Raw genomic sequence first — 18,493 nt, 5'->3', positions numbered from 1 at the left:
CTCCGATTTCAGAGTAATGCGAACACATACGTATTGATGTGCGACGGCCCCAGCGAAATAACGTCTCCATGAGACAGTTCCGTCGTTCCGACATTTTCTCCTTCGTTGACGAGCCGTTCTCCATTTACGTAAGTTCCGCATGTGCTGCCTAAATCTCGGATGAAATACCGCATGTGAGCATCCCCAAGCCTGAAGATCATGGCGTGGTTTCTGGACACCTCGCGAGGAGTCAAACACGTCACATCTTGGCAAAAAATGTCCACCGGTTTGTCCAATGGCTGTTCGAGCGGCGTCGCAAGACGACCGAGCACTACTTCCTCGACCATGATCGAATACACCCCTTGTGTGTAAGGCCCCGATCCAATCAGGTAAGTACCTGCTCCGAGTGCATCGATTACCGCAGCCAAGCGACTTACCCGTTCTAATTCCGACTGTGTGAGCAGCAGCGAAAGATCTTGCGCTCTTGCAGTCCGGGCGAGCCTGTCGATCTTGTTCGCGAGTGTGACGACATTTTCGTTCAAAGGACGATTCCTCTCTTCCAGAGCGAAAGCATGTCTGCGTATTTATGACGAACCCTCGGGTCGAACGAACAGGCCTGTTCCAGCAACTCTATTGCTTCACCTAACGTGTCGGCCTGTTCTGCCAGCCTCCTGGCTTCGCTGACCATTTGCGCCGAATCTGCCGGACGTGAATTGCTGTTAGATCTTGAAATTTGGTGTTGAAACGCTTGAAGGAGATCGTGCGCGTTCGCCGGTCTTTCGCGGTAATCGTGGCAGAGTGCGTGCTCGAAAAATCGATCCCAATCTATACTGAAATCGTCGCAGGTCTCCGAAACCTTTGGGATACTTTGGCCTCTCGATTCACGTACAACGGCAGCTATCTCGGCTGACGTAGCCGACGGGCTCAGCGCCAGCCTGAAGGGATGGCATCCGGTAAACAACTCGAAAAGCACGATTGCCGCAGAGTAGACGTCGGAACTCGTGGAATGAGTTCCTAGGAAGCTTTCTGGCGCCATGTACACATACTTGCCAGCAGCACTCGCAACTAGGGACTCTGCATCGACGTGTTTGGCGAGACCGAAGTCGCTTATTTTCGCTCTGCAAGTGAAACTCGTTTGTTCGACAAGTATGTTGCTAGGGCTTATATCTCGATGGATTACAGGGGGCGTCTGCGAATGTGCGAACGCTAAGCCCTCCAGTATGTCTTGTGCGAGTCGAAGGCGGGTCTGAAGTTCGAGTTCCAATTCAAACAACTCAAGCAGAGTGCCGCCCTCGACGTACTCCATACTGAAATAGCCCAGACGAGAGTCGGAATGCTCGAACTCGTTAGCCTCGAACATTCGCACAATGTTGGGGTGGCTTAGCTTCCCGAGCAGATAGGCTTCTTCGAGTGCATCCGTACCGTCCTCGCGCGGGAACACCTTCAGGGCTTGAAGTCCCATGTACCGATGCCTGGCGAGGTAAACGTCGCCGAATGCGCCACTACCGAGATAGCGCACGATGCTGTACGTCTCACGAATTAGTTCTCCAGGTTGTAACCTGGTGATATCAAGCGCCATGTCCTCTCGCGTGACGGAGCCCCGCATCTTTGAATCGATCGTCGAGCTTGCCTTGCTGCCAGGTCGGCAGGAGGTGACAGAGGTCCAAAACAATCGTCCGCAAAGAATCCATGTCCCCCCTCTTCAGGGCTCGGAAACCTTCTTCCTTCAGCCTCTCAGCTTTCAGTGGATCAACAAAATCTTCCTGCTCGCTCATGCGAGCAAACTGGCCTTTCCACACGTCATCCTGCGATAGTGCGAGCGGCCAGTAGATGTCGCGGAGTCGCGTAACACACTCTCGCAGTGAACCCAAATCGTGCTCGGCGATCGCGCGCTCAGAAGCGGTTACCGCCTCCTTGTACCGCCTGATTTCATCCGCGCTTCCAACGCTCTCAACATACGGAATGTCTTCTTTGTACGTAGGTAGCTCCAGCAGCAGCAGCTCCCATTCAGAAGACTTCTCCAATTTATCTAACGTTTGCTTTAACTCAATCAATTGTTGCGCGGCTTTCTGGGCTGCGTCATGATCAGAATCCGACGCATCTTGTTCCTTTTCAACTTTCACTATCTGTTCGTTCAGCTGCGGATTTATCCTTTCTGGAACTGCCCTCTCAAGTTTTGCGATCCTTCCCCGTTCCTTCTTCACTTCGATCTCGATCTCCTCGGATCGCAACTGCGGTCTTTCTGGCTTATATTCCATCTGTCGAGCTTCTCGCAGCGATGGGAAAACTGCTTCAGCAGATAGAGTCTTCGACTCGTCGAGTCGATATGTGACTTCCACACTTTCCCCGACAGGCAGCGACCGACGGAGTTCATCACCGTTCAGAACAATTTCGCCAATCTTGATGTTTCTGTCAGCACGAGGATTGTCGCCTTCTAATACGTAAATCTTCAGAGAGCTTTTTCGGTTACCAGCGATTACCTCATGTGCCGTTGCAAATTTCTGTGTTCCCTTCGCTGGTAGCGGTGCTCCGTTCGGAATGATAATTTTTACCTCGTTATTCTCGAGTGCAACACCAAACGCCCTCGAAGTCGTCGCTTGGGCTACGGCGAGTCCATGCGTTATGGAAAAAGCTGTCACTCCACCAGGGATTCGCCCCCCTGTTCTATCCAATACTTGGACCTCAAATGCATTGACCTTTTTTGCTCTCAACACAACGGTAGTGTGAATCTTTCCGTTGCTGGGCAAGGGGATCGCTCCGCTGGTCCATCCTCCATCGGTCCGAGAAATGGTGACGGTCGCGCCGGACGCTGGCGGATCGACCGCCACCGCAATATCTGAATCCAGCTCGCTCGACACGGGACTGTAGGCAGCTTTCACTTCAATGCTTGAGCCTTGACCGGTTTTCGGATATTTCGATGAAGGTATTCTTTGTGTTGACGCGAATAGTGCCGCACCGGCTGCAACAACGGTCAACGGATCAAATCGAAAATCGGCCTTGCCATAGTGCTCTGACACCCTGACACGAACAGAAGTACTTTGCGTCTGGCCACCCACCAAAAGAACCGCCGTTAAATCATCTCGCGAGAGCCGTACTTTATCGAGAAGACGATCGGCAATCGATACGCACGCCTTCGTTAGGTGTTCGGTTGCTTTTTCAAAGTCGGAGCGGGTCAACTGCACCACGGTATCTACTTCGTCGAGTCCGTCTCCGAGTTGGTTAATCTCCACGTTTGCAGTCGGTAGCTGCGATAGCGTCTTCTTTGCGTCTTCGGCGAGGTACTTGAGCTTGGCCATTGCGCGGCCTCTCGCGCCACCGCGCTTCAGCCCAAGTGGTCCAAATTCCGCTTCAAGTCTGTTAATTAGCACTTCCACGATTGCCCAGTCATAGTCTTTACCCCCGAGTTTGTCGTCTCCATCATGGCCGACAACCACTAATCTTCCTTCCTTGGCCGCTACGATCGTTGTGTCGAATGTGCCACCTCCCAAATCAAAGACGAGAAGGTTGCCCGTCAACGTCTGCGCTTTGTAACCGTAGGCCATAGCCGCAGCGACGGGCTCCTGCAACAGTGGGCAAGTCTCAATGCCGGCGAGTTTAGCGGCGGTCTTTGTATCTTCGCATGCTGGAATAAGAAACATCGCCGGAACAGTAATGACTGCAGCGTTGACCTGCTCTCCTCCGAATCTCGACGCGGCGCTGACCTTCAATATCTTCAATACCTCTGCAGACAATTCTGCTGCTGTCATTCGCTTATCGGAACGCTTGAAGCGGAACCAATCGTGTCCTGCATTCCCCATCCACCTTTTAAATTCCCCAACGGTGTTCTCAGGGTCATATTCCAGGGCGTTGTAAGCGGCTTGCCCCACAACAATGGTGCCTTTCGCATCGACCTTCACTACTGATGGCGTTATTTCACTCCCTGTAATCGTGTTTTTCACGACGACAAGTTCGCCGCGATCCATACAAGCGATCTCGCTGTTAGACGTCCCGAGGTCGATCCCGAAATCAATTGTGGCTCGGCTCATTCGCTAGTTCCTCTCCCAACCGAAATGATCACTTTTGCTGGCTGAACAACTTTGTTGTGAACATAGATTGTTGGCGCGAGTGTCTCAGCAATGACTTTCGAGCCGGCCGTAAGAGCATCAGTGTCCGAAACGGTGACTACTTCCAAGGTCATTCCGTCCCGATAAATCAATCCCTCAGGATCCTCTATTTCGATACCGTTCCCGCGCATGGCTTCAATCATCTTTTCAATGCTGCTGCTCAATACGAGACACTTCTTGTTGTCTTTGAAATCCGGCAGCAGCTTCTGAATCCGCCAGCACTCGAGTGCGAAAACTTTCGCAGAATCTGAAAGGGTTGCCGTCTGTCCGCCCTGTGTTGTGGCTGCGGCAAGCGTCTTTTTCATTAGTTTTTTCTTTAGTCGCTTCTTCATCTGTTTGCGTTGTAGCGGTCCACACGTCGGTTGAAATCCGCAATCCTCCCTCTGTACTGCCGAAGATCGGTGTTGTATTCGTCAACCGCGCTGTTATGTTCGGCGAGCTTGGAGTTGTACTCTCGGACTGTTTGGTTGTACTTCTGCCGTATGTATTCCGGAACAGTGTCCTCGGTATAGTTCGACCTCACTGAGGTCATGTAGGACTGCATTACTTGCAGTTCGGCCGAGTCGTTATCGAGACGCTGTTTCCGAAGATCAATTGACTCGCCCAACTGCTGCAGTTCTTGTCGTTCGGATTCGATTGCAGCTTTCTCCGCTTGACGTGTTGCGAATGAGCTACCTCCAACGACTGGCGGTCTGTTATTCCGCTGATCGAAATCTTCGTTAGACGTTATCGGCGTCTCATCCCCGGCAAGTCGCGACACCCCAGAGCCAGATTTAGGGGAGCTGGTACGTGGCGGTGTATACACGTATGGATTTGAAGACGAGGGGTAGGAACTTGAGTCGTTGTTGCTGACCATGACGAATATGGCGAAGAGAACAATTGCAGCAACTACACACCACCGATACTTTCTGAGAAAGGGGGTAAGCGGCACGCGACCATAGATCCTGTACAGATCCGCACCTATGTCCGTAACGCGGTATGAAGCTAATGGGATGATGGGGAGGAAAAGCAGTACGAGCCAGTGAACGGTGATGTACGAGTTCGTCTTAGCGTCGTAATCTCTTTTGCCATAGAACTTCGTTCCTATTCCGTTGTACGTGGAAAGAGAGGGATTGTGGTTGGTTGTGTCCACATCGGCGAAAATGCGTTGCCTGTGAACGGTCTCTTGCATCTCTTCTATTTCAGCCTTCTGTTCTTCCGTCGAGAGTTTTAGAGCCGTAGCGAGTTTGTCCTGGGCCGCGACAAAGTTCTTCTGCTTCAGTAGTGCAATTGCTTCCGAACAACAGAGGGCACGTTGAACATGCCTCCAGCCATCCGCCAGCGTCTCTTTGATTTCGAGATCTTGAGCGAATGCCTGCGCTTCGACGACTAGGCGGAGGGCCTCTTCTTCGTCTCCTACAACGTTGAAGTAGAGAATAGATAACTTCTGCAGCGCCAAGGCGCGTGCGTCCCGGAACGTGCGCCTTGCTTTCTTGTCGCTGAACGCGGCGAAAGCCGCGTCGCAATCCTGTGCGATGCGCCTAAGGTCGGCTTCCGCAGTGAGTAATTGCTTTCGAGCAATCTGCTTGTCAGTGTCCTCCTTGATGCCGGCCAAACGGTCCATAACGCTTCCGATCCTGCCTAAACCATCATTCGCGAGTCGCTCACCAACATCGGACATGAAGTCCTCATATCCAAAGACCTGGGTGTGTTCCCGAATGATTGCGGCCAGACCAGCCGCGGCTTTGTAGTCTCGGGTGTCAATCGTGGCCCAAACTTCGTTCATGAGCACTCGTCGAAGGACGTCCTTAGCCGCTGTTCGGAGATCTTGGTGGTTTCCATTCCGACCGTCATTGAGTGTTTCCGCACGGTCCTGCATGAACTGCCAGAAGATGTTGTTGTCGAGTGTTTTGTTCCAATACCGGAGTGCATCGCTCCAATACTCGATTCGCCGAGTACCTGCGACGTTCAATGCAAGGTAAGACTGGATGACCGCGAGATTGTGCTGGGCGACTGCAGATTTCGTCGTGTTCTGTCCAATGTTGTAACGGAGGGTCGCCAGAATACGATCAGCCGTTCCAGATTGGAACTCGAACTTCCCCTCAAGATCGTGAACCCAGAATAGTTCCTCGAGTTCACGCTGTTTCTCAATTCGATGGACTGCATCAAGTATCGTTTCTTGGCTGAGGGGGATGGCGGGAACGAACGAGAAACCATCTACCCAGTCGTGGTCCCCGATCTCCAGAGCGTTCTCGATGCGCCGCTGCTGCTTGTACACCTCCTTCGGAGGAGCGTCAGCGGGTAAGCAGAGAATCCGAAATGCATTCTGCTCGAGCGAGTATTCCATTTACTCATGACCTACCAAGCCAGGCAAGCACATTCAGGGGGAGTTAATCTCGTGCCTTGGACGGCGAAGAACTGACGAACGGAGGATATTACAACGAACAGTTTCTGGAGTGAATGAGATTTCGTAATGATAGCCGGTGTAAGGCGTAACTTTCGTGACTCGCTGCGGTCACGCTTGCGATACACGCCGTGGGAACACTTAACGCCGGTTTGGGTAATTCCCAATTTGGGCCGCGGCTTCGGGATTCGTTTCTGAGCGGTTCGCAGAATACTCCAGATAGGACAGTGGACAAGGGTGTCCTATGCGGCCGAAAGAAATCGCGGCACTCTTGCTGCGGAATGTTTGGTAAGCCTATGTACACGATACAAAATGGCGCCAGATTGTCCATTGGCGGTTGCGACCTTGAAAGAGGGGTGGAGAACCGGCTCTCGCCATCACAGACCGAGCCATTGGGCTTGGAAGGACCAAAGGGTAAATGGAGGATGTAATGATGTTAACGGATGTGCTCCCGGTTCAACGGAACAGAGAAAACGCGGCGGGACTCGGTAAGTATCTTGAGACGATGAGATGGCAGTTTTTCACCACGCTGACGTTCCCATACGAGGTGTCTCAGAACGGTGCGACAGCCAAGTTGGCGATGTTCATCGACAACTTGGAACGTAGTCTTGGAGGATCAGTTGCTTATGCAGGTGGTCTGGACACGAGAGACTACTCCGGATCCGGAATGACGGCAGTCAGGCCGCATTTCCATTTGATAATGTCGCTGGAAACCAAAGTCGATCCGTCGTTCATCCGGAAGGCTTGGACTGGTTACGTGGGAAATGGGCAGAACCGCTCCGCGCTCGGAGGGCCGGTACAGGACAGTGCCGATGTACGGCCATTCGAGTATGGTCGCGGTGGAGCCGCATACTGCGTAAAGGTCGTGGATGACGAAGGCGACTGGATCCAACGGAACCTTGAGTTAGTAAGTCCCCAGACCTGTGCTGGTGAGCGAATCGGCCGACGGGTTCGCAGGTCTTTGAGACGCTGCGCTGATCACCGCCGTAATCGAGCGTAACGGCAGAGGATTGTGGAGGTTGATCCGTGTGGCAAGAGGAGCACGGACTACAACCCCAGGGCGGAGCAGATCGGGTATTGTCGGGCGGGTTGCTGAGATCACGTGTGAAGGGCCTCGGGCTGCTGCCGAGGCCTTCTTCTGGACTGTGCGTGTACGAAGTTGCTTGGTGTAGTGCCGTCCCTCGCACAATGTCACTGTGTCGGACATCACATCCGTCGAGTATCAGAAACGTTACAGTCTCATGGTTGTGTAAACTCTGCCGTTTTCGGCCCGGGGCTCATTTGGAAAACGTCGTTGCTATCTCCTCCCGCAATTCGGTCAAATTGACCGAAAGTTACAACCTCGACCTTGATCGGTTCATCGATCTTGCTTCCCAGCTCAGCGACGAAGATCGTCAGTGCGAAGCGAAACTGCGGCAAGATCTGATCCAGATCATCGGGCATTTTGTCCGCGACCGGTACGAGCTAGGTCGAGTCCTTCACGGTTACCGTGCCATATACAAAGCCGAACGGACGTGGACCGCTTTCTGTGCGGCTGCGAATATTAAGATCCGTACTGCTCACCGTTTGATAACAGCATACGAGGCTGCCAGCCAGGTCGATCCCGAGATCCGCCGCGTTGCCACGGAACGCGGCTTGAGTCTGGTAGCCGCAAAGAATCGCCCAATTCTGGACAAGATCATCGAGATGACTCCTGAAGGTCCGATTGTTTCTGAGTCGGAGGCGACCGCATTCATCGAACGGGCTGTTTCATCTGTGACCCAAGGCCCCGCCACTAAGGCAGCGAAGTCCAAAACTCATGGACTGGATCGTGTTTACGACTACGTGAAGAAACACTTTGAGAACATTGAAGCGGGCGCAAGGGAAGCAGAACTCCGACAGTTGTACCGCCAACTGAACTCCTACTTCGGCATTGGAGAGATGGTTGTACCGTTCGGCGCCGCGCCGGTATTGGTCACCAGCGAGGAGAGTCAGCGTGGCTGATGGATCGAAGATTGTCTGGACCGAATACACGCTCAATGCGATCGTCGGCTGTAGTAAGAAGTCGGAGGGTTGCCGAAACTGCTATGCCATCGGAGAAGCATGGCGGATGAAGAACAACCATGTGTTGGGAACCGGCGAAAACAATCCATATTCGTCGATTGTCAACAGGATGGACCAGAACTCCTCCGCGATTGGGTGGACAGGGAAAATTCATTTCATTCCCGAGCGGTTGGCTTCGATAGTCAACAAACGTGATTCACGACTCGTCTTTGTCAATAGCCTGTCCGATCTGTTTCATGAGTCACTGGCTGACGACGTGATATTCCAACACTTCTTCGCGTTTTCATCGGCTCCGCAGCACCAGTTTCAGATACTCACGAAGCGTTCAGCGCGCTTGCTGAAAATGTCCTCAAGAATCGACTGGCCAGATAACGTGTGGCAAGGCGTGACAGTGGAGCATCCGAGTCAAGAACATCGCATCCGGGATCTTGCCAGCACAGGAGCCAGGATAAAGTGGGTGTCCTTCGAGCCGCTTTTGAGCGGCCCCAAACCACTCCACGACATCTGGCCAAACCTCCGCAACCTTATCGCTGAGGCAGGGATACATTGGGTTGTCGTTGGGGGTGAATCGAGCAAGTCGAAGGATGTAGCGCGGTACATGCGTCTGGAAGACGCACGATACGTGTTAGAAGAATGTGCTGCCGCCGGCGCCAAAACCCTTCTGAAGCAGTTGGGAACACGGTGGGCGGTCGCGTCGGGAACCTACGCCACGCGAATCAACGGCAAGATCGCGAAAGAGGTTCGCGTCGGTGCTTTGCGCGAGCTATGGCCAAATGACCTTCGCCAACCCGCCTTCTTTGCTTATCCGGACGTCAAATGGAAATCGATGAGCCGAGTACGGCACCAACTTCAGTAAAGATGAAGCATCCACGAATGTCCGCGGGCCAGTGTGGCGATGATGCCCAGAGTGTCCGTGCCTGCGGCAATAAAGGCTTGGGGATCCCCAAGCCTTCGTCTATTGACCTGCTGAGACTGTTCATCTGATGTTATATTCGCCGGTTCGCCCGTACATCGGAATCCTCTTGAACGTGGTCATGTAGTTGAGGGCACTGACGTGGGGGCGGCTCTTGCAGGATTACCGATGTGGCAGGTGCAATTATGATTCTGGGCGACATCATCACTGCCTCTGACAAGATGTTTGTCAAGTCCGAATGGGCTCCCGTTTCGGACCGCTGGCCGGCGCTGTCGTTCACGCGCCAGAGTATCGGCCGGAAGCTGCGGGCTTTGATGAATCCTGCGCGGGACGTCGTCATCTACGTTGGCACGAGCGACGAGCGATTTACGAGGGATGCTGCTCACCGCCGTCGTTTGCTTTCGGTTCTTCGGGTCGAGCCTCATCACATACGTGCTACAGAGGACTTGGTTCCGGCCGAGAGTTGGGACGAAGCTCGAACGAATTATCCCGGCCGCTTCCTGTACTCTTTCCCGGTTCTTCAGGCGTGGGATTTCGACCCGTACCCGCTGGCACCCGAAGTGGCGCCCTTGGCATACCGCAGCCTCGGCTGGCCGAACCAGGGCGACGTCGTTGAGGTCGGCCCAGAGGAAAAGGCATCACTGTTGCAACTGCCAATCCGCGAACTGACACTCCAGCTTCAGGATGCGGCTAGACGGGTATCCGAGCTGACGGCTGTCCGGAACCTCACGGCAGAGGAGAAGAAAGAGATCGGGCGGATGGAGCGGTTCATTACCGATCCGGAAGACCCGATCAATGGCGAAATCGCGCGAATGGCCGCCTTGATTGATGGGCGGGTGTCTCGGTCGGGAGCACTCGGCAGTCATTTTCACCCATATCGCGCGGCGCCGCCGATCAACACGCCATTGATTCTGCTACTGACGAAGAAGTGGTTCGAGCAGAACAAACGATGCGCTCTTTGTATGGCACCAATTCGGCTAGACAGGTCAAACCCGCTGTTGCAGCCCTCGCCGGACCGAATCGAAAGCTGCAATCCGAATTACGACGAGGGGAACCTTTCGATAACGCATCTCGCGTGCAATCTGGCGAAAAATAAGCACTCTGTAACGCAGTTCGAGGAATGGCTGTCACTCATCAGGGGTCTCGCAACCAAAGACGAGTCTGATGTGAAATCGGCAAATTAAAGCGACGGGAATCGGCGTTAATAGACCATAACTCTCATCTTTGGCGCATCATCCCGCACAGGGTTCCCGATTCGGAACAGAAGTACAAAGTCAATTCCCCGTCACATAATTGCACGGCTAAAGCGAGGTAAACTCCAGCGGTATGACAGCTTTGTCTTGGCCACCCGCATTACCAGGTGGTCCGACAGACAGCGGCGGAGGAACTGAATGATCGGGGAGTTATTCAAACGGCTAGTTGGAAACAGGCAAACGAAGGAAAACAAACCCAGTAGGGAAGTACCGGTTACATGCTCCTGCGGAGGCATACTCAACCAGGACTGGACTTGCATAGCGGACTACCACACAGGAAAATCCGCGGGCGCCATCGTTGTGCTAACTTGTCCGAGGTGTAACTTTACCCAACAAATAGATCTCCGCCATTAGCAGGACACTTCGGGAGTGCCTGAGCAATGGAGACCAAGTCGCTTTGTTGCACAGAAACGTAAGTCGCTAACAACGCAAGCCATCACGCGCCAACGGCGCTCCGGAGAACATAATCGCGCTCCAGAATCGCCTCGATCTGCGGGTGGTTGAGGCCGTTATTAAACCTCACACGATACGTGTGCCCTCTGTGGAGATCGGCGGCGATCTCTGGCGGGCAATAGGCCCGGTACTTGCCGATGTACCCGGCTGCGGCCTCGGAGTACAGGTCGAAGAACACTCGGAACCCACTGCGACCGACCAAGCCACTCCGGTAAACATGCACGATCGCGTCCTGTCCGGTCGCCGGAAATAGTTGGGAGGCGCCAGCGCCGGGCAACTTGCTTCGTCCGACCTTTCCTTCTCGGAAGCCACGATCTATCTTCCAAGGCTGCTTCCCGGCGTCTTTCGCCGCGCGATCGATCGCCTTGAGCAGCGGCGATTTCTTGCCCTTTCTCCAGATCACCTCGGTGCGAACCTTCACCTTCGATTGAAGGGACAGCAGTTCTTTCCAGAGGTCTTCGTTATCGACTGGTCTGCCGCTCCGCGTTTTCCATCTATTAGCTTTCCAGAATCTGGCATATCGGAGATTGTCGTTAACGTACTGGGAGTCGGTAACGATTTGCACTCGTTGAACGCCGAGTGCCGGTCCATGTTCGCGAACGTACTCGTATGCACGAATGCAGGCACTCAACTCCATTCGGTTGTTCGTTGTCTGCTGGAATCCCAGTTGAAAGATGATCTCAGGATCACGGTTCCAGTCGTCCGGATACACCGCAATGCCAGCGAAGCCGCCGGGACCACCAGGGTTCTTGTAGGAGTTACCGTCGATGTAGATTTTGAGAGCGTGCGGATCGTCGATCACCGAGAGCCTCCCAGAATCGCGCTCAGAATATCTCAAGAGCGACACACGCAGAAGACCGAGGTCAGCTCATGCTCACCAGCCGCCAAATCTTCCTACGCGTTCACCCACCGAATATCGTTGGGGGCCGTCCCGCGCAGTAGTTGGAGGTACGCATCGAAACTGGACTTTGTCGCGTCCGCGAATAGTTCCGGTTTAGCCTCCGCGCGCTGGCGTCCCAAAGGGGTGCGCTCGATGCCGTCGTCAGCGTCCATCCGGCCTTGGTTTGTGCCTGATGAAGAACACCGTTGCGGATGCAGTGATAGAAAGTCTTGCCATCCACGCCCGGAAAGATCGGCGCGAATAGGTTGTTCTGAAAGAAGTCCGTGAACACTACCTCGTTCGTCTGTGGCCATTCGGGTTTGGCGACGGCATATTCAGGCGGAGGTTCATAATCTCCGAGTCGTCTTAGCTCCGATTTGCTATTGCTCGGCAACCCATTCCAAAAAGATTGCAACGTCTCAATCAACAAGCAACAGAGTGCCGTAATCGAAAAGCCATAGCCGGGCGCTTTCCCTCGAGCCCCCTTCAGTGCCTCGATGGGTACAAAGAACGTTCTGTGTAGCGAGCTTCTAGGAATTCCAGAAGAGCGTCCGAATTGCTCGTGTCTGTTGCATGAAGCACTCTGCTGCAAGGTCAACCGTCCGCGAGCTTGGAGTTCCGACAGCCTAGGATCGGCCCGGATCCCATCAATGTCATGCGTGGGCTCTTTCAAGTCGCGAAGCTGAAAGAGCGTCGTGCAGGGCCGCTTCCAGCAGGGATGAACGAATGCGCGATGTGTTCCCGATCTGAGCCTCTAGTTCCGCACAGACCTTCATTAGTTCTTTCACTTTATTCACGATTCGGTTCTGCTCCTCGAAAGGAGGGAACGGAATCATCATAGTCTTCAACTTCGTGCCGTTGACATTAGCTTGTCCGCATTGCTGCTTGAGGTGCGGAACGATTTGGGTGGGGCGGAAATACGGCGCGTTCATCGCAATGTTGATGTAGGCCGGATTCACAAGATCAAGCGCGAATCTCATTCGTATGAGGTAAGAAGCAAATGTGTATTGGTCGTCTTCGCCCAGAAAAATCCCAGTTTTACCAACGAGTTCCGCGCTGTTCGTCCGGTTATACAGAAGGTCGTAACGCTTCAGGTATAGAGCTGGCAGGTCTTCAATGTCATCCGGCACCTTCTTCTCAGTATTCAGATCAACGCTGCCATCTTTGATGTGTCCCATTGCGAGCACGGGGACCCCATCCTCCAAAACCTCCGATTTGTGTGAAGTCCCATAACATACGCTCAGTGCGATCTCACCCAGGCTAACCCACGACCAAGTCGAAGGAATCGTGAACAAAAACTCTGGCTGTTTGCTCAAGTCGGTCTTTGTTTGACTAGGGCTCGAGCCCAACTTTTCCAGCCGCGCTGAGATCTTCCTCAGAGTGTTCTTCACGGGTTCGTCAGTTGCACATTGGGGTACTAAACGTCCCCGAGCAGCAAGATCGAGCACGGTGGAGCGAAGCTTAACTACGTGATCGACGCGAAGAACGAGACGCGGGAGGTGGCTGAAGTAGAACCGGGCGGAATCCTGAAGCGACGTTGCAGACCTATCCTCTGATTGTCCGTCGGTCAGCGCGTGCAGACTTGCCGCAACCAGACGATCTCGTCGCTGTTCCCGCTCCTTCTGAGAGTCCGCCAGACGACTGCACATCTCAAACAGGAGGCTGACCTTCGCTACAATCCTTTGTTGCTCCTCCAAAGGCGGCAAAGGCAGAGGGAGCGTTGCCAGCTGCGATTGATTGATGGTGGCTTGACCACAAGCCTGCTTCGCATAGTCGCGGATGATTGCCCGGTACAATGACGACCGAAACAGCAGATTAACGAAGAAGGGCAGCGTCTCCGTTTCTACAAGCCTCACCCGGATATTCTTGCTTTCAAAGATCAAGGGCTCAGAATGAATTGGTATAACAGCGGCCTTTCCAACCAATTCTTTGCTGTTGACTCGATTGACAAGAATGTCCCCCCGTCGTAACTCGTAACTTTCTCTTTCTTCGACAGTTGTTCTAATCCGCTTTGGTTTGTCGAAGTTTATCTGGCCGTCTTTGATGTTGTACATTCGCAGGCAGAGAACGCCGTCGTCTGCATAAAAGCCTTCTGGTTTGTAAATCCCATTGGCCATGCCTTCGACAACTTGACAAAAAGGTATCCATGCCCAATTCTTCGGGATCTGATAGGGCATTTCGTTGAATTGCTCCAGATGCTCATTGGGCCTTTTATCGCGAAGCACATCTGCTAACCACTGCGATGCGGATATCTGAGTGAAATCTTGCTCTACGATCCGACCTCGGATGGCGAGATCAACGATGAACGCTTTGAGGCGTGAAACTGCTTCAGGTGCCTCGATCATCTCCTCAAAGCGGCTTAGGACTTCAGCGTGGGTCATCGAAGCAATGCCTCTTGAAGAATATTCTTCAGCGCATCGCGCAACTTGCCCGTTTCCTGCTCACTGTGTTCCAGTTTTAACAGCAGTTCGGCGGGGTCACCATGATCCTCCTCGGTAACGTGCGGGTTCTTGAAATCGAGGTTGTAGCCCTTTGCTTTTACGTCTTCTATGGAAAGCTTCCATGCGACTTCGCTCTCATCCCGTTTTTCCCACCAGGCGAGACACGGATCGAAGTGCTCGAATCGGATTGGTTTCGTCATCGAGTATGACTTCTGACCATCCGGAATCTGGTGCTCGTAGTACCAGATCTCTTTCGTCGGCAATCCCTTCTCGAAGAACAGCAGATTGGTTCCGATGCTGGCGTACGGCTTGAAGACACTGTTTGGCAACCGCACAATTGTATGGAGGTTGCATTCCTCCAGCAGGTGTTCCTTCAAGCGAGTCTTCACACCTTCGCCAAACAACGTGCCATCGGGGAGAACCACTGCCGCTCGACCGCCCGGTCTCAAGAGCCGGACGATAAGGGCCAAGAAAAGGTCCGCGGTCTCTTTCGTCTGGAACTGCTTGGGGAAGTTGCTTTCAATTCCGTCTTCTTCGCGACCCCCGAATGGTGGGTTTGTCAGAACGATGTCCACCCGGTCAGCTTGGCTGTAACTGATGTACGGTCTTGCGAGGGTATTGTCGTGGCGAACGAAAGACGGATCGTCGATCCCGTGCAGTAACATATTCGTGGTGCAGAGCATGTGCGGTAATTGCTTCTTCTCGACGGCCCGCAGCGCCTGCTGCATCTTCTGCTCGTCTTTCGGCTTCTTCACGTACTTCTTACGCATGTGATTGATTGCGCAGGTAAGAAAGCCTCCAGTGCCGCACGCGGGATCCAACAGTATCTCGCCTGGTTTGGGATCAATGCGGTCAGCCATGAAAGCCGTGACTGCGCGCGGCGTGTAATATTCGCCGGCATTGCCGGCGCTCTGGAGATCGTTCAGGATCTGTTCGTAGATGTCGCCGAAGTGCTGCCGCTCCGCCAGATTGTTGAAGTCGATGCCGTTGATCTTGTTGATCACTTGCCGCATCAACTGTCCCGACTTCATATAGTTGTAGGCGTCCTCGAATACGTCGCGAACGACTCGCGCTCGGCCGCCCTTGCCCGCCAAACTCAAGTCCTTCAATGAGGAGAACAGTTCGTCGTTCACGAACGCGAGCAGCTTGTCGCCGGTGATTCCTTCTGGGTCGGCCGCCCATGCTCGCCATTGATACTTCTTCGGGATCGGCGAGCGATAACCATCCTGCATGACCTCAAGTTCCTGGTCCTGATCGTCGATGATTTTCAGGAAGAACATCCAACACAGTTGGGATATCCGCTGTGCGTCGCCATCCACGCCAACGTCCTGGCGCATGATGTCCTGAATGGATTTAACAAGATTGCGAACAGACATAGATTAGGCCGCTACTTCGTACAGCAAGGATTGAATTTCATGGACTGCAGCCCCGAAGGCGTCGCGTCCACCAAAACTTTTCAAAAGCTCCAATGGCGTTCCCATGGTATCGAACGGGGAGACCTTCAGGATACGGGGATCGTCGAGTTCGGTTACACCTTGATCCTGGTACTTCTGGAGCAACGCCTCCAGCACCGCCCGCGCCTGCGGGCCATGCTTGCTGAACACGTCCTTCTTCCGGACATTCTCCGCGCGCTGGCGCCGAGTGAGCGGCGGCTGGTCGAACGCCACATGGCAAATGAGATCGAACGGATCCAGATCCTTCCCAACTTCATCCGCTAGAGGCGCAAGCAATAGACCCTCGTTAGCCAATTCGTCGATGATGGCTTGCTTCCGGTCCGCCGCTTTCCAATTGGAGAGGAAGTCATCCAGGCTCGCGAATTTGCTTCGTAGCGTCCGCTTCGAGAAATCACGCAAGCTCTCAGTTACGAGCTTGCCGTGTTCATCCAAATACTCGACCCGCTCTGCGAGGATGGACACCTGCTTACCATTCTTCAGGTAATACTTCTTCGGCGGCCCATCTGGTTCATCGGTGTTCGGAGGCAACACATCAATGATGACCCGCTCGTCTTCCTTCGTTTCCTGGTCGGTGTCCTGCTCGTCGGGGCCGAAGTCCTCAGGTGCCTCCATCGGTCCGTCTGGCTTGGGTTGATAAACCTGAACGGGATCACCATCGAAGTCAGGATCCGCGAAGTGATTTGTAGCCTTACGGAAGTCGATCAGAGTGAAAAAGTACTTCTTCGTATCTTCGTGGACTCGAGTTCCGCGGCCGAGGATCTGCTTAAATTCAGTCATTGATCCGACTTCGCGATCTAAAGCGATGACTCGGCACGTCTGCACATCGACGCCCGTCGAAAGCAGGCGCGACGTCGTTACGATTACTGGGTAAGGAGTTTCAGGATCGATGAAGTTGTCGAGCTGCTCCGTTCCCTCCGTGTCGTCGCCGGTTAACCTCATCACGTACCGGCTGTTCTGCTGAACGAGTTCCTGGTTCTCATTGATCAACGCCTGCCGCATACGTGCGGCATGTTCCGTGTCCACACAGAAGACGATTGTCTTCTGGTAGGGGTCACCGCTCTCGGCCAGGAATTCTGTGATCCTCTTCGCGACGAGTTTCGTACGTTCGTCAATGACGAGCTTACGATCGAAGTCCTTTTGGTTGTACAGACGGTCTTCAACCAGTTGCTCATACTTGTCCGTCTCTCCGGGTGTTGGACGGTAGCCTTCGATGTCCTTGTCGATGTGGACTTTGATCACCTTGTACGGAGCGAGGAAGCCGTCGCTGATGCCCTGTTTGAGAGAGTAAATATAGATCGGATCCCCGAAGTACTCGATATTCGAGGCGTATTCGGTTTCCTTAGGTGTAGCGGTCATGCCGATCTGTGTTGCCGATGAGAAATACTCCAGGATCTCTCGCCATGCGGAATCTTCCGCCGCACTGCCGCGATGGCACTCATCGACGACGATCAAATCAAAGAAATCTCTAGAAAGTTCCTTGTACAGCTTTTGGCTTTCGTCAGGGCCGGTGATAGCTTGATAGAGCGCGAGGTATATCTCGTACGAGGTATCGATCCGGCGCTGCTTCTTGTCCACTGCCGTCTTCAGTTGGATCTTGCTTCCGTCGTCGCGCTCGATCGTCTTTGAGTTCGTACTGAGCTTTGCCATGGCCGCGCCGAACGGACGGAAATCATTGACCATGGTCTGATCGACAAGCACGTTCCGATCCGCGAGGAATAGGATCCGCTTCTTCTTGTCAGCCTTCCATAGACGCCAGATGATCTGGAACGCTGTGTACGTCTTTCCCGTGCCAGTAGCCATTACCAACAGAATGCGGTTTTGCCCCTTTGAGATCGCTTCGATGACGCGATTGATTGCAACTCGCTGGTAATAACGCGGTTCCTTTCCGCTGCCGTCATCGAAGTAGTTCTGCAGGACGACCTGTTCGTCATTTGAGGTCAACTCTTTCCAGGCTCGATACTTGGACCAGAGGGTCTGTGGTGAAGGGAAGGCGTCGAGGGCGATTTCCGACTCTTTCGGAGTCGTTATTCCGGTGCGATCGTGGAAGATAAAGCCGTCGCCGTTCGACGAGAAAACGAAGGGAACGTCGAGGATCTCGGCATATCCGAGACCCTGCTGCATACCTCCAGCTAGGGGGTGGTTGTTGTCCTTCGCCTCGATCAGCGCGATGGGAACGTTCGGCCTATAATACAGCAGGTAATCAGCGAAGTTCCGCTTCCCACGGCTGACCATCTTGCCACGGACGATGATTCGACCCTTCGTGAAATACACCTGCTCGCGGACTTGAGACTGAAGATCCCATCCCGCATTCACAACGGCTGGGGTTATGAACTGCGTGCAGATGTCCCGTTCTGTGAGGAACTTCTTGTTCAAGAGCCTTCTCCCACAGCGTCAGCCGCGGGGGTCGGCATAGTCGAACAATATGTGATCGCTGTTCGCAAAGTGAATGACCTGTTAGGTACGTGTCGGGCAAATGATACAAGGGATTCGATCAAACTGGTCAAAACAATAGAGTTATTACGAATTTGGAACACGTTGCGGTTCTCTGCCTCGCTGCGTCTTTAGTATAGGATCTTCGATTTTCCTCAAGA

Annotated in this window: 14 protein-coding genes; 4 read left to right on the top strand and 10 right to left on the bottom strand. The window is 53.5% G+C overall.

The genetic code is table 11. The features are described from left to right. Positions 1 to 8: 8 nt before the first annotated feature. Genes VN577_05005 through VN577_04985 form a run of 5 tightly spaced genes read right to left on the bottom strand, consistent with a single transcriptional unit; the run spans position 9 to position 6,408 of the window. Positions 9 to 521, bottom strand: a complete 513-nt coding sequence (locus VN577_05005) for an FHA domain-containing protein (protein HWR14161.1) — start codon at positions 519 to 521, stop codon at positions 9 to 11. Next, positions 518 to 1,558, bottom strand: a complete 1,041-nt coding sequence (locus tag VN577_05000; GenBank protein HWR14160.1) for a serine/threonine-protein kinase — start codon at positions 1,556 to 1,558, stop codon at positions 518 to 520. The genes VN577_05005 and VN577_05000 overlap by 4 nt, the downstream gene beginning before the upstream one ends. Then, positions 1,548 to 4,004 carry an Hsp70 family protein gene (locus VN577_04995; GenBank protein ID HWR14159.1) on the bottom strand — a complete coding sequence of 819 codons (2,457 nt, stop codon included), beginning with the start codon at positions 4,002 to 4,004 and terminating at the stop codon, positions 1,548 to 1,550. The genes VN577_05000 and VN577_04995 overlap by 11 nt, the downstream gene beginning before the upstream one ends. Next, complete coding sequence (locus tag VN577_04990; protein HWR14158.1) at positions 4,001 to 4,387, bottom strand: hypothetical protein; 387 nt, start codon at positions 4,385 to 4,387, stop codon at positions 4,001 to 4,003. Before VN577_04990 ends, VN577_04995 begins: the two co-directional genes overlap by 4 nt. Before the next feature lie 23 nt (positions 4,388 to 4,410). Continuing rightward, entirely contained in the window at positions 4,411 to 6,408 is a 1,998-nt protein-coding gene (locus tag VN577_04985) for a hypothetical protein (protein HWR14157.1), read from the bottom strand. A 487-nt stretch (positions 6,409 to 6,895) separates the two neighbouring features. Between VN577_04985 and VN577_04980 the strand changes: the two genes are divergently transcribed. From VN577_04980 to VN577_04965, 4 genes are all read left to right on the top strand, one after another. Continuing rightward, a complete protein-coding gene (locus tag VN577_04980; GenBank protein ID HWR14156.1) occupies positions 6,896 to 7,465 on the top strand; it encodes a hypothetical protein in 570 nt (189 codons plus the stop codon). A gap of 281 nt (positions 7,466 to 7,746) precedes the next feature. Beyond that, a complete protein-coding gene (locus tag VN577_04975) occupies positions 7,747 to 8,448 on the top strand; it encodes a hypothetical protein (protein HWR14155.1) in 702 nt (233 codons plus the stop codon). Further along, on the top strand, positions 8,441 to 9,364 hold the full coding sequence (locus VN577_04970) for a DUF5131 family protein (protein ID HWR14154.1): 924 nt from the start codon (positions 8,441 to 8,443) through the stop codon (positions 9,362 to 9,364). Before VN577_04975 ends, VN577_04970 begins: the two co-directional genes overlap by 8 nt. A gap of 227 nt (positions 9,365 to 9,591) precedes the next feature. Further along, positions 9,592 to 10,605, top strand: coding sequence for a hypothetical protein (locus tag VN577_04965; GenBank protein ID HWR14153.1), 1,014 nt, complete (start codon positions 9,592 to 9,594; stop codon positions 10,603 to 10,605). A 505-nt stretch (positions 10,606 to 11,110) separates the two neighbouring features. On the opposite strand, the gene VN577_04960 is transcribed toward VN577_04965, so the two are convergent. The 5 genes from VN577_04960 to VN577_04940 all read right to left on the bottom strand — a co-directional run bounded on the left by VN577_04960 (position 11,111) and on the right by VN577_04940 (position 18,275). Continuing rightward, positions 11,111 to 11,929, bottom strand: a complete 819-nt coding sequence (locus tag VN577_04960) for an RNase H family protein (GenBank protein ID HWR14152.1) — start codon at positions 11,927 to 11,929, stop codon at positions 11,111 to 11,113. Between the two features lie 92 nt (positions 11,930 to 12,021). Continuing rightward, positions 12,022 to 12,180 carry a hypothetical protein gene (locus tag VN577_04955; protein HWR14151.1) on the bottom strand — a complete coding sequence of 53 codons (159 nt, stop codon included), beginning with the start codon at positions 12,178 to 12,180 and terminating at the stop codon, positions 12,022 to 12,024. 480 nt (positions 12,181 to 12,660) lie between these two features. After that, the gene (locus tag VN577_04950) at positions 12,661 to 14,388 is read right to left on the bottom strand and encodes a restriction endonuclease subunit S (protein ID HWR14150.1); all 1,728 of its coding nucleotides are present in this window, start codon (positions 14,386 to 14,388) and stop codon (positions 12,661 to 12,663) included. After that, positions 14,385 to 15,824, bottom strand: a complete 1,440-nt coding sequence (locus tag VN577_04945) for a class I SAM-dependent DNA methyltransferase (protein HWR14149.1) — start codon at positions 15,822 to 15,824, stop codon at positions 14,385 to 14,387. Before VN577_04945 ends, VN577_04950 begins: the two co-directional genes overlap by 4 nt. A gap of 3 nt (positions 15,825 to 15,827) precedes the next feature. Next, positions 15,828 to 18,275: a DEAD/DEAH box helicase family protein gene (locus VN577_04940; protein ID HWR14148.1), complete on the bottom strand. Its 2,448-nt coding sequence runs from the start codon at positions 18,273 to 18,275 to the stop codon at positions 15,828 to 15,830. Positions 18,276 to 18,493 lie beyond the last annotated feature (218 nt).

It is taken from the genome of Terriglobales bacterium (genome assembly GCA_035561515.1).
Taxonomy (GTDB): Bacteria; Acidobacteriota; Terriglobia; order Terriglobales; family Acidobacteriaceae; genus DATMXP01.
Note: the sequence above shows the minus strand (reverse complement) of the source record. Positions and strands in the feature narration are given on the sequence as shown.

Excerpts from the sequence above, each read along its gene's own strand:
- VN577_05000 (HWR14160.1), bottom strand. The coding sequence starts at position 1,558 with ATGGCGCTTGATATCACCAGGTTACAACCTGGAGAACTAATTCGTGAG.
- VN577_04995 (HWR14159.1), bottom strand. The coding sequence starts at position 4,004 with ATGAGCCGAGCCACAATTGATTTCGGGATCGACCTCGGGACGTCTAAC.
- VN577_04990 (HWR14158.1), bottom strand. The coding sequence starts at position 4,387 with ATGAAAAAGACGCTTGCCGCAGCCACAACACAGGGCGGACAGACGGCA.
- VN577_04985 (HWR14157.1), bottom strand. The coding sequence starts at position 6,408 with ATGGAATACTCGCTCGAGCAGAATGCATTTCGGATTCTCTGCTTACCC.
- VN577_04980 (HWR14156.1), top strand. The coding sequence starts at position 6,896 with ATGATGTTAACGGATGTGCTCCCGGTTCAACGGAACAGAGAAAACGCG.
- VN577_04955 (HWR14151.1), bottom strand. The coding sequence starts at position 12,180 with ATGGACGCTGACGACGGCATCGAGCGCACCCCTTTGGGACGCCAGCGC.
- VN577_04950 (HWR14150.1), bottom strand. The coding sequence starts at position 14,388 with ATGACCCACGCTGAAGTCCTAAGCCGCTTTGAGGAGATGATCGAGGCA.
- VN577_04945 (HWR14149.1), bottom strand. The coding sequence starts at position 15,824 with ATGTCTGTTCGCAATCTTGTTAAATCCATTCAGGACATCATGCGCCAG.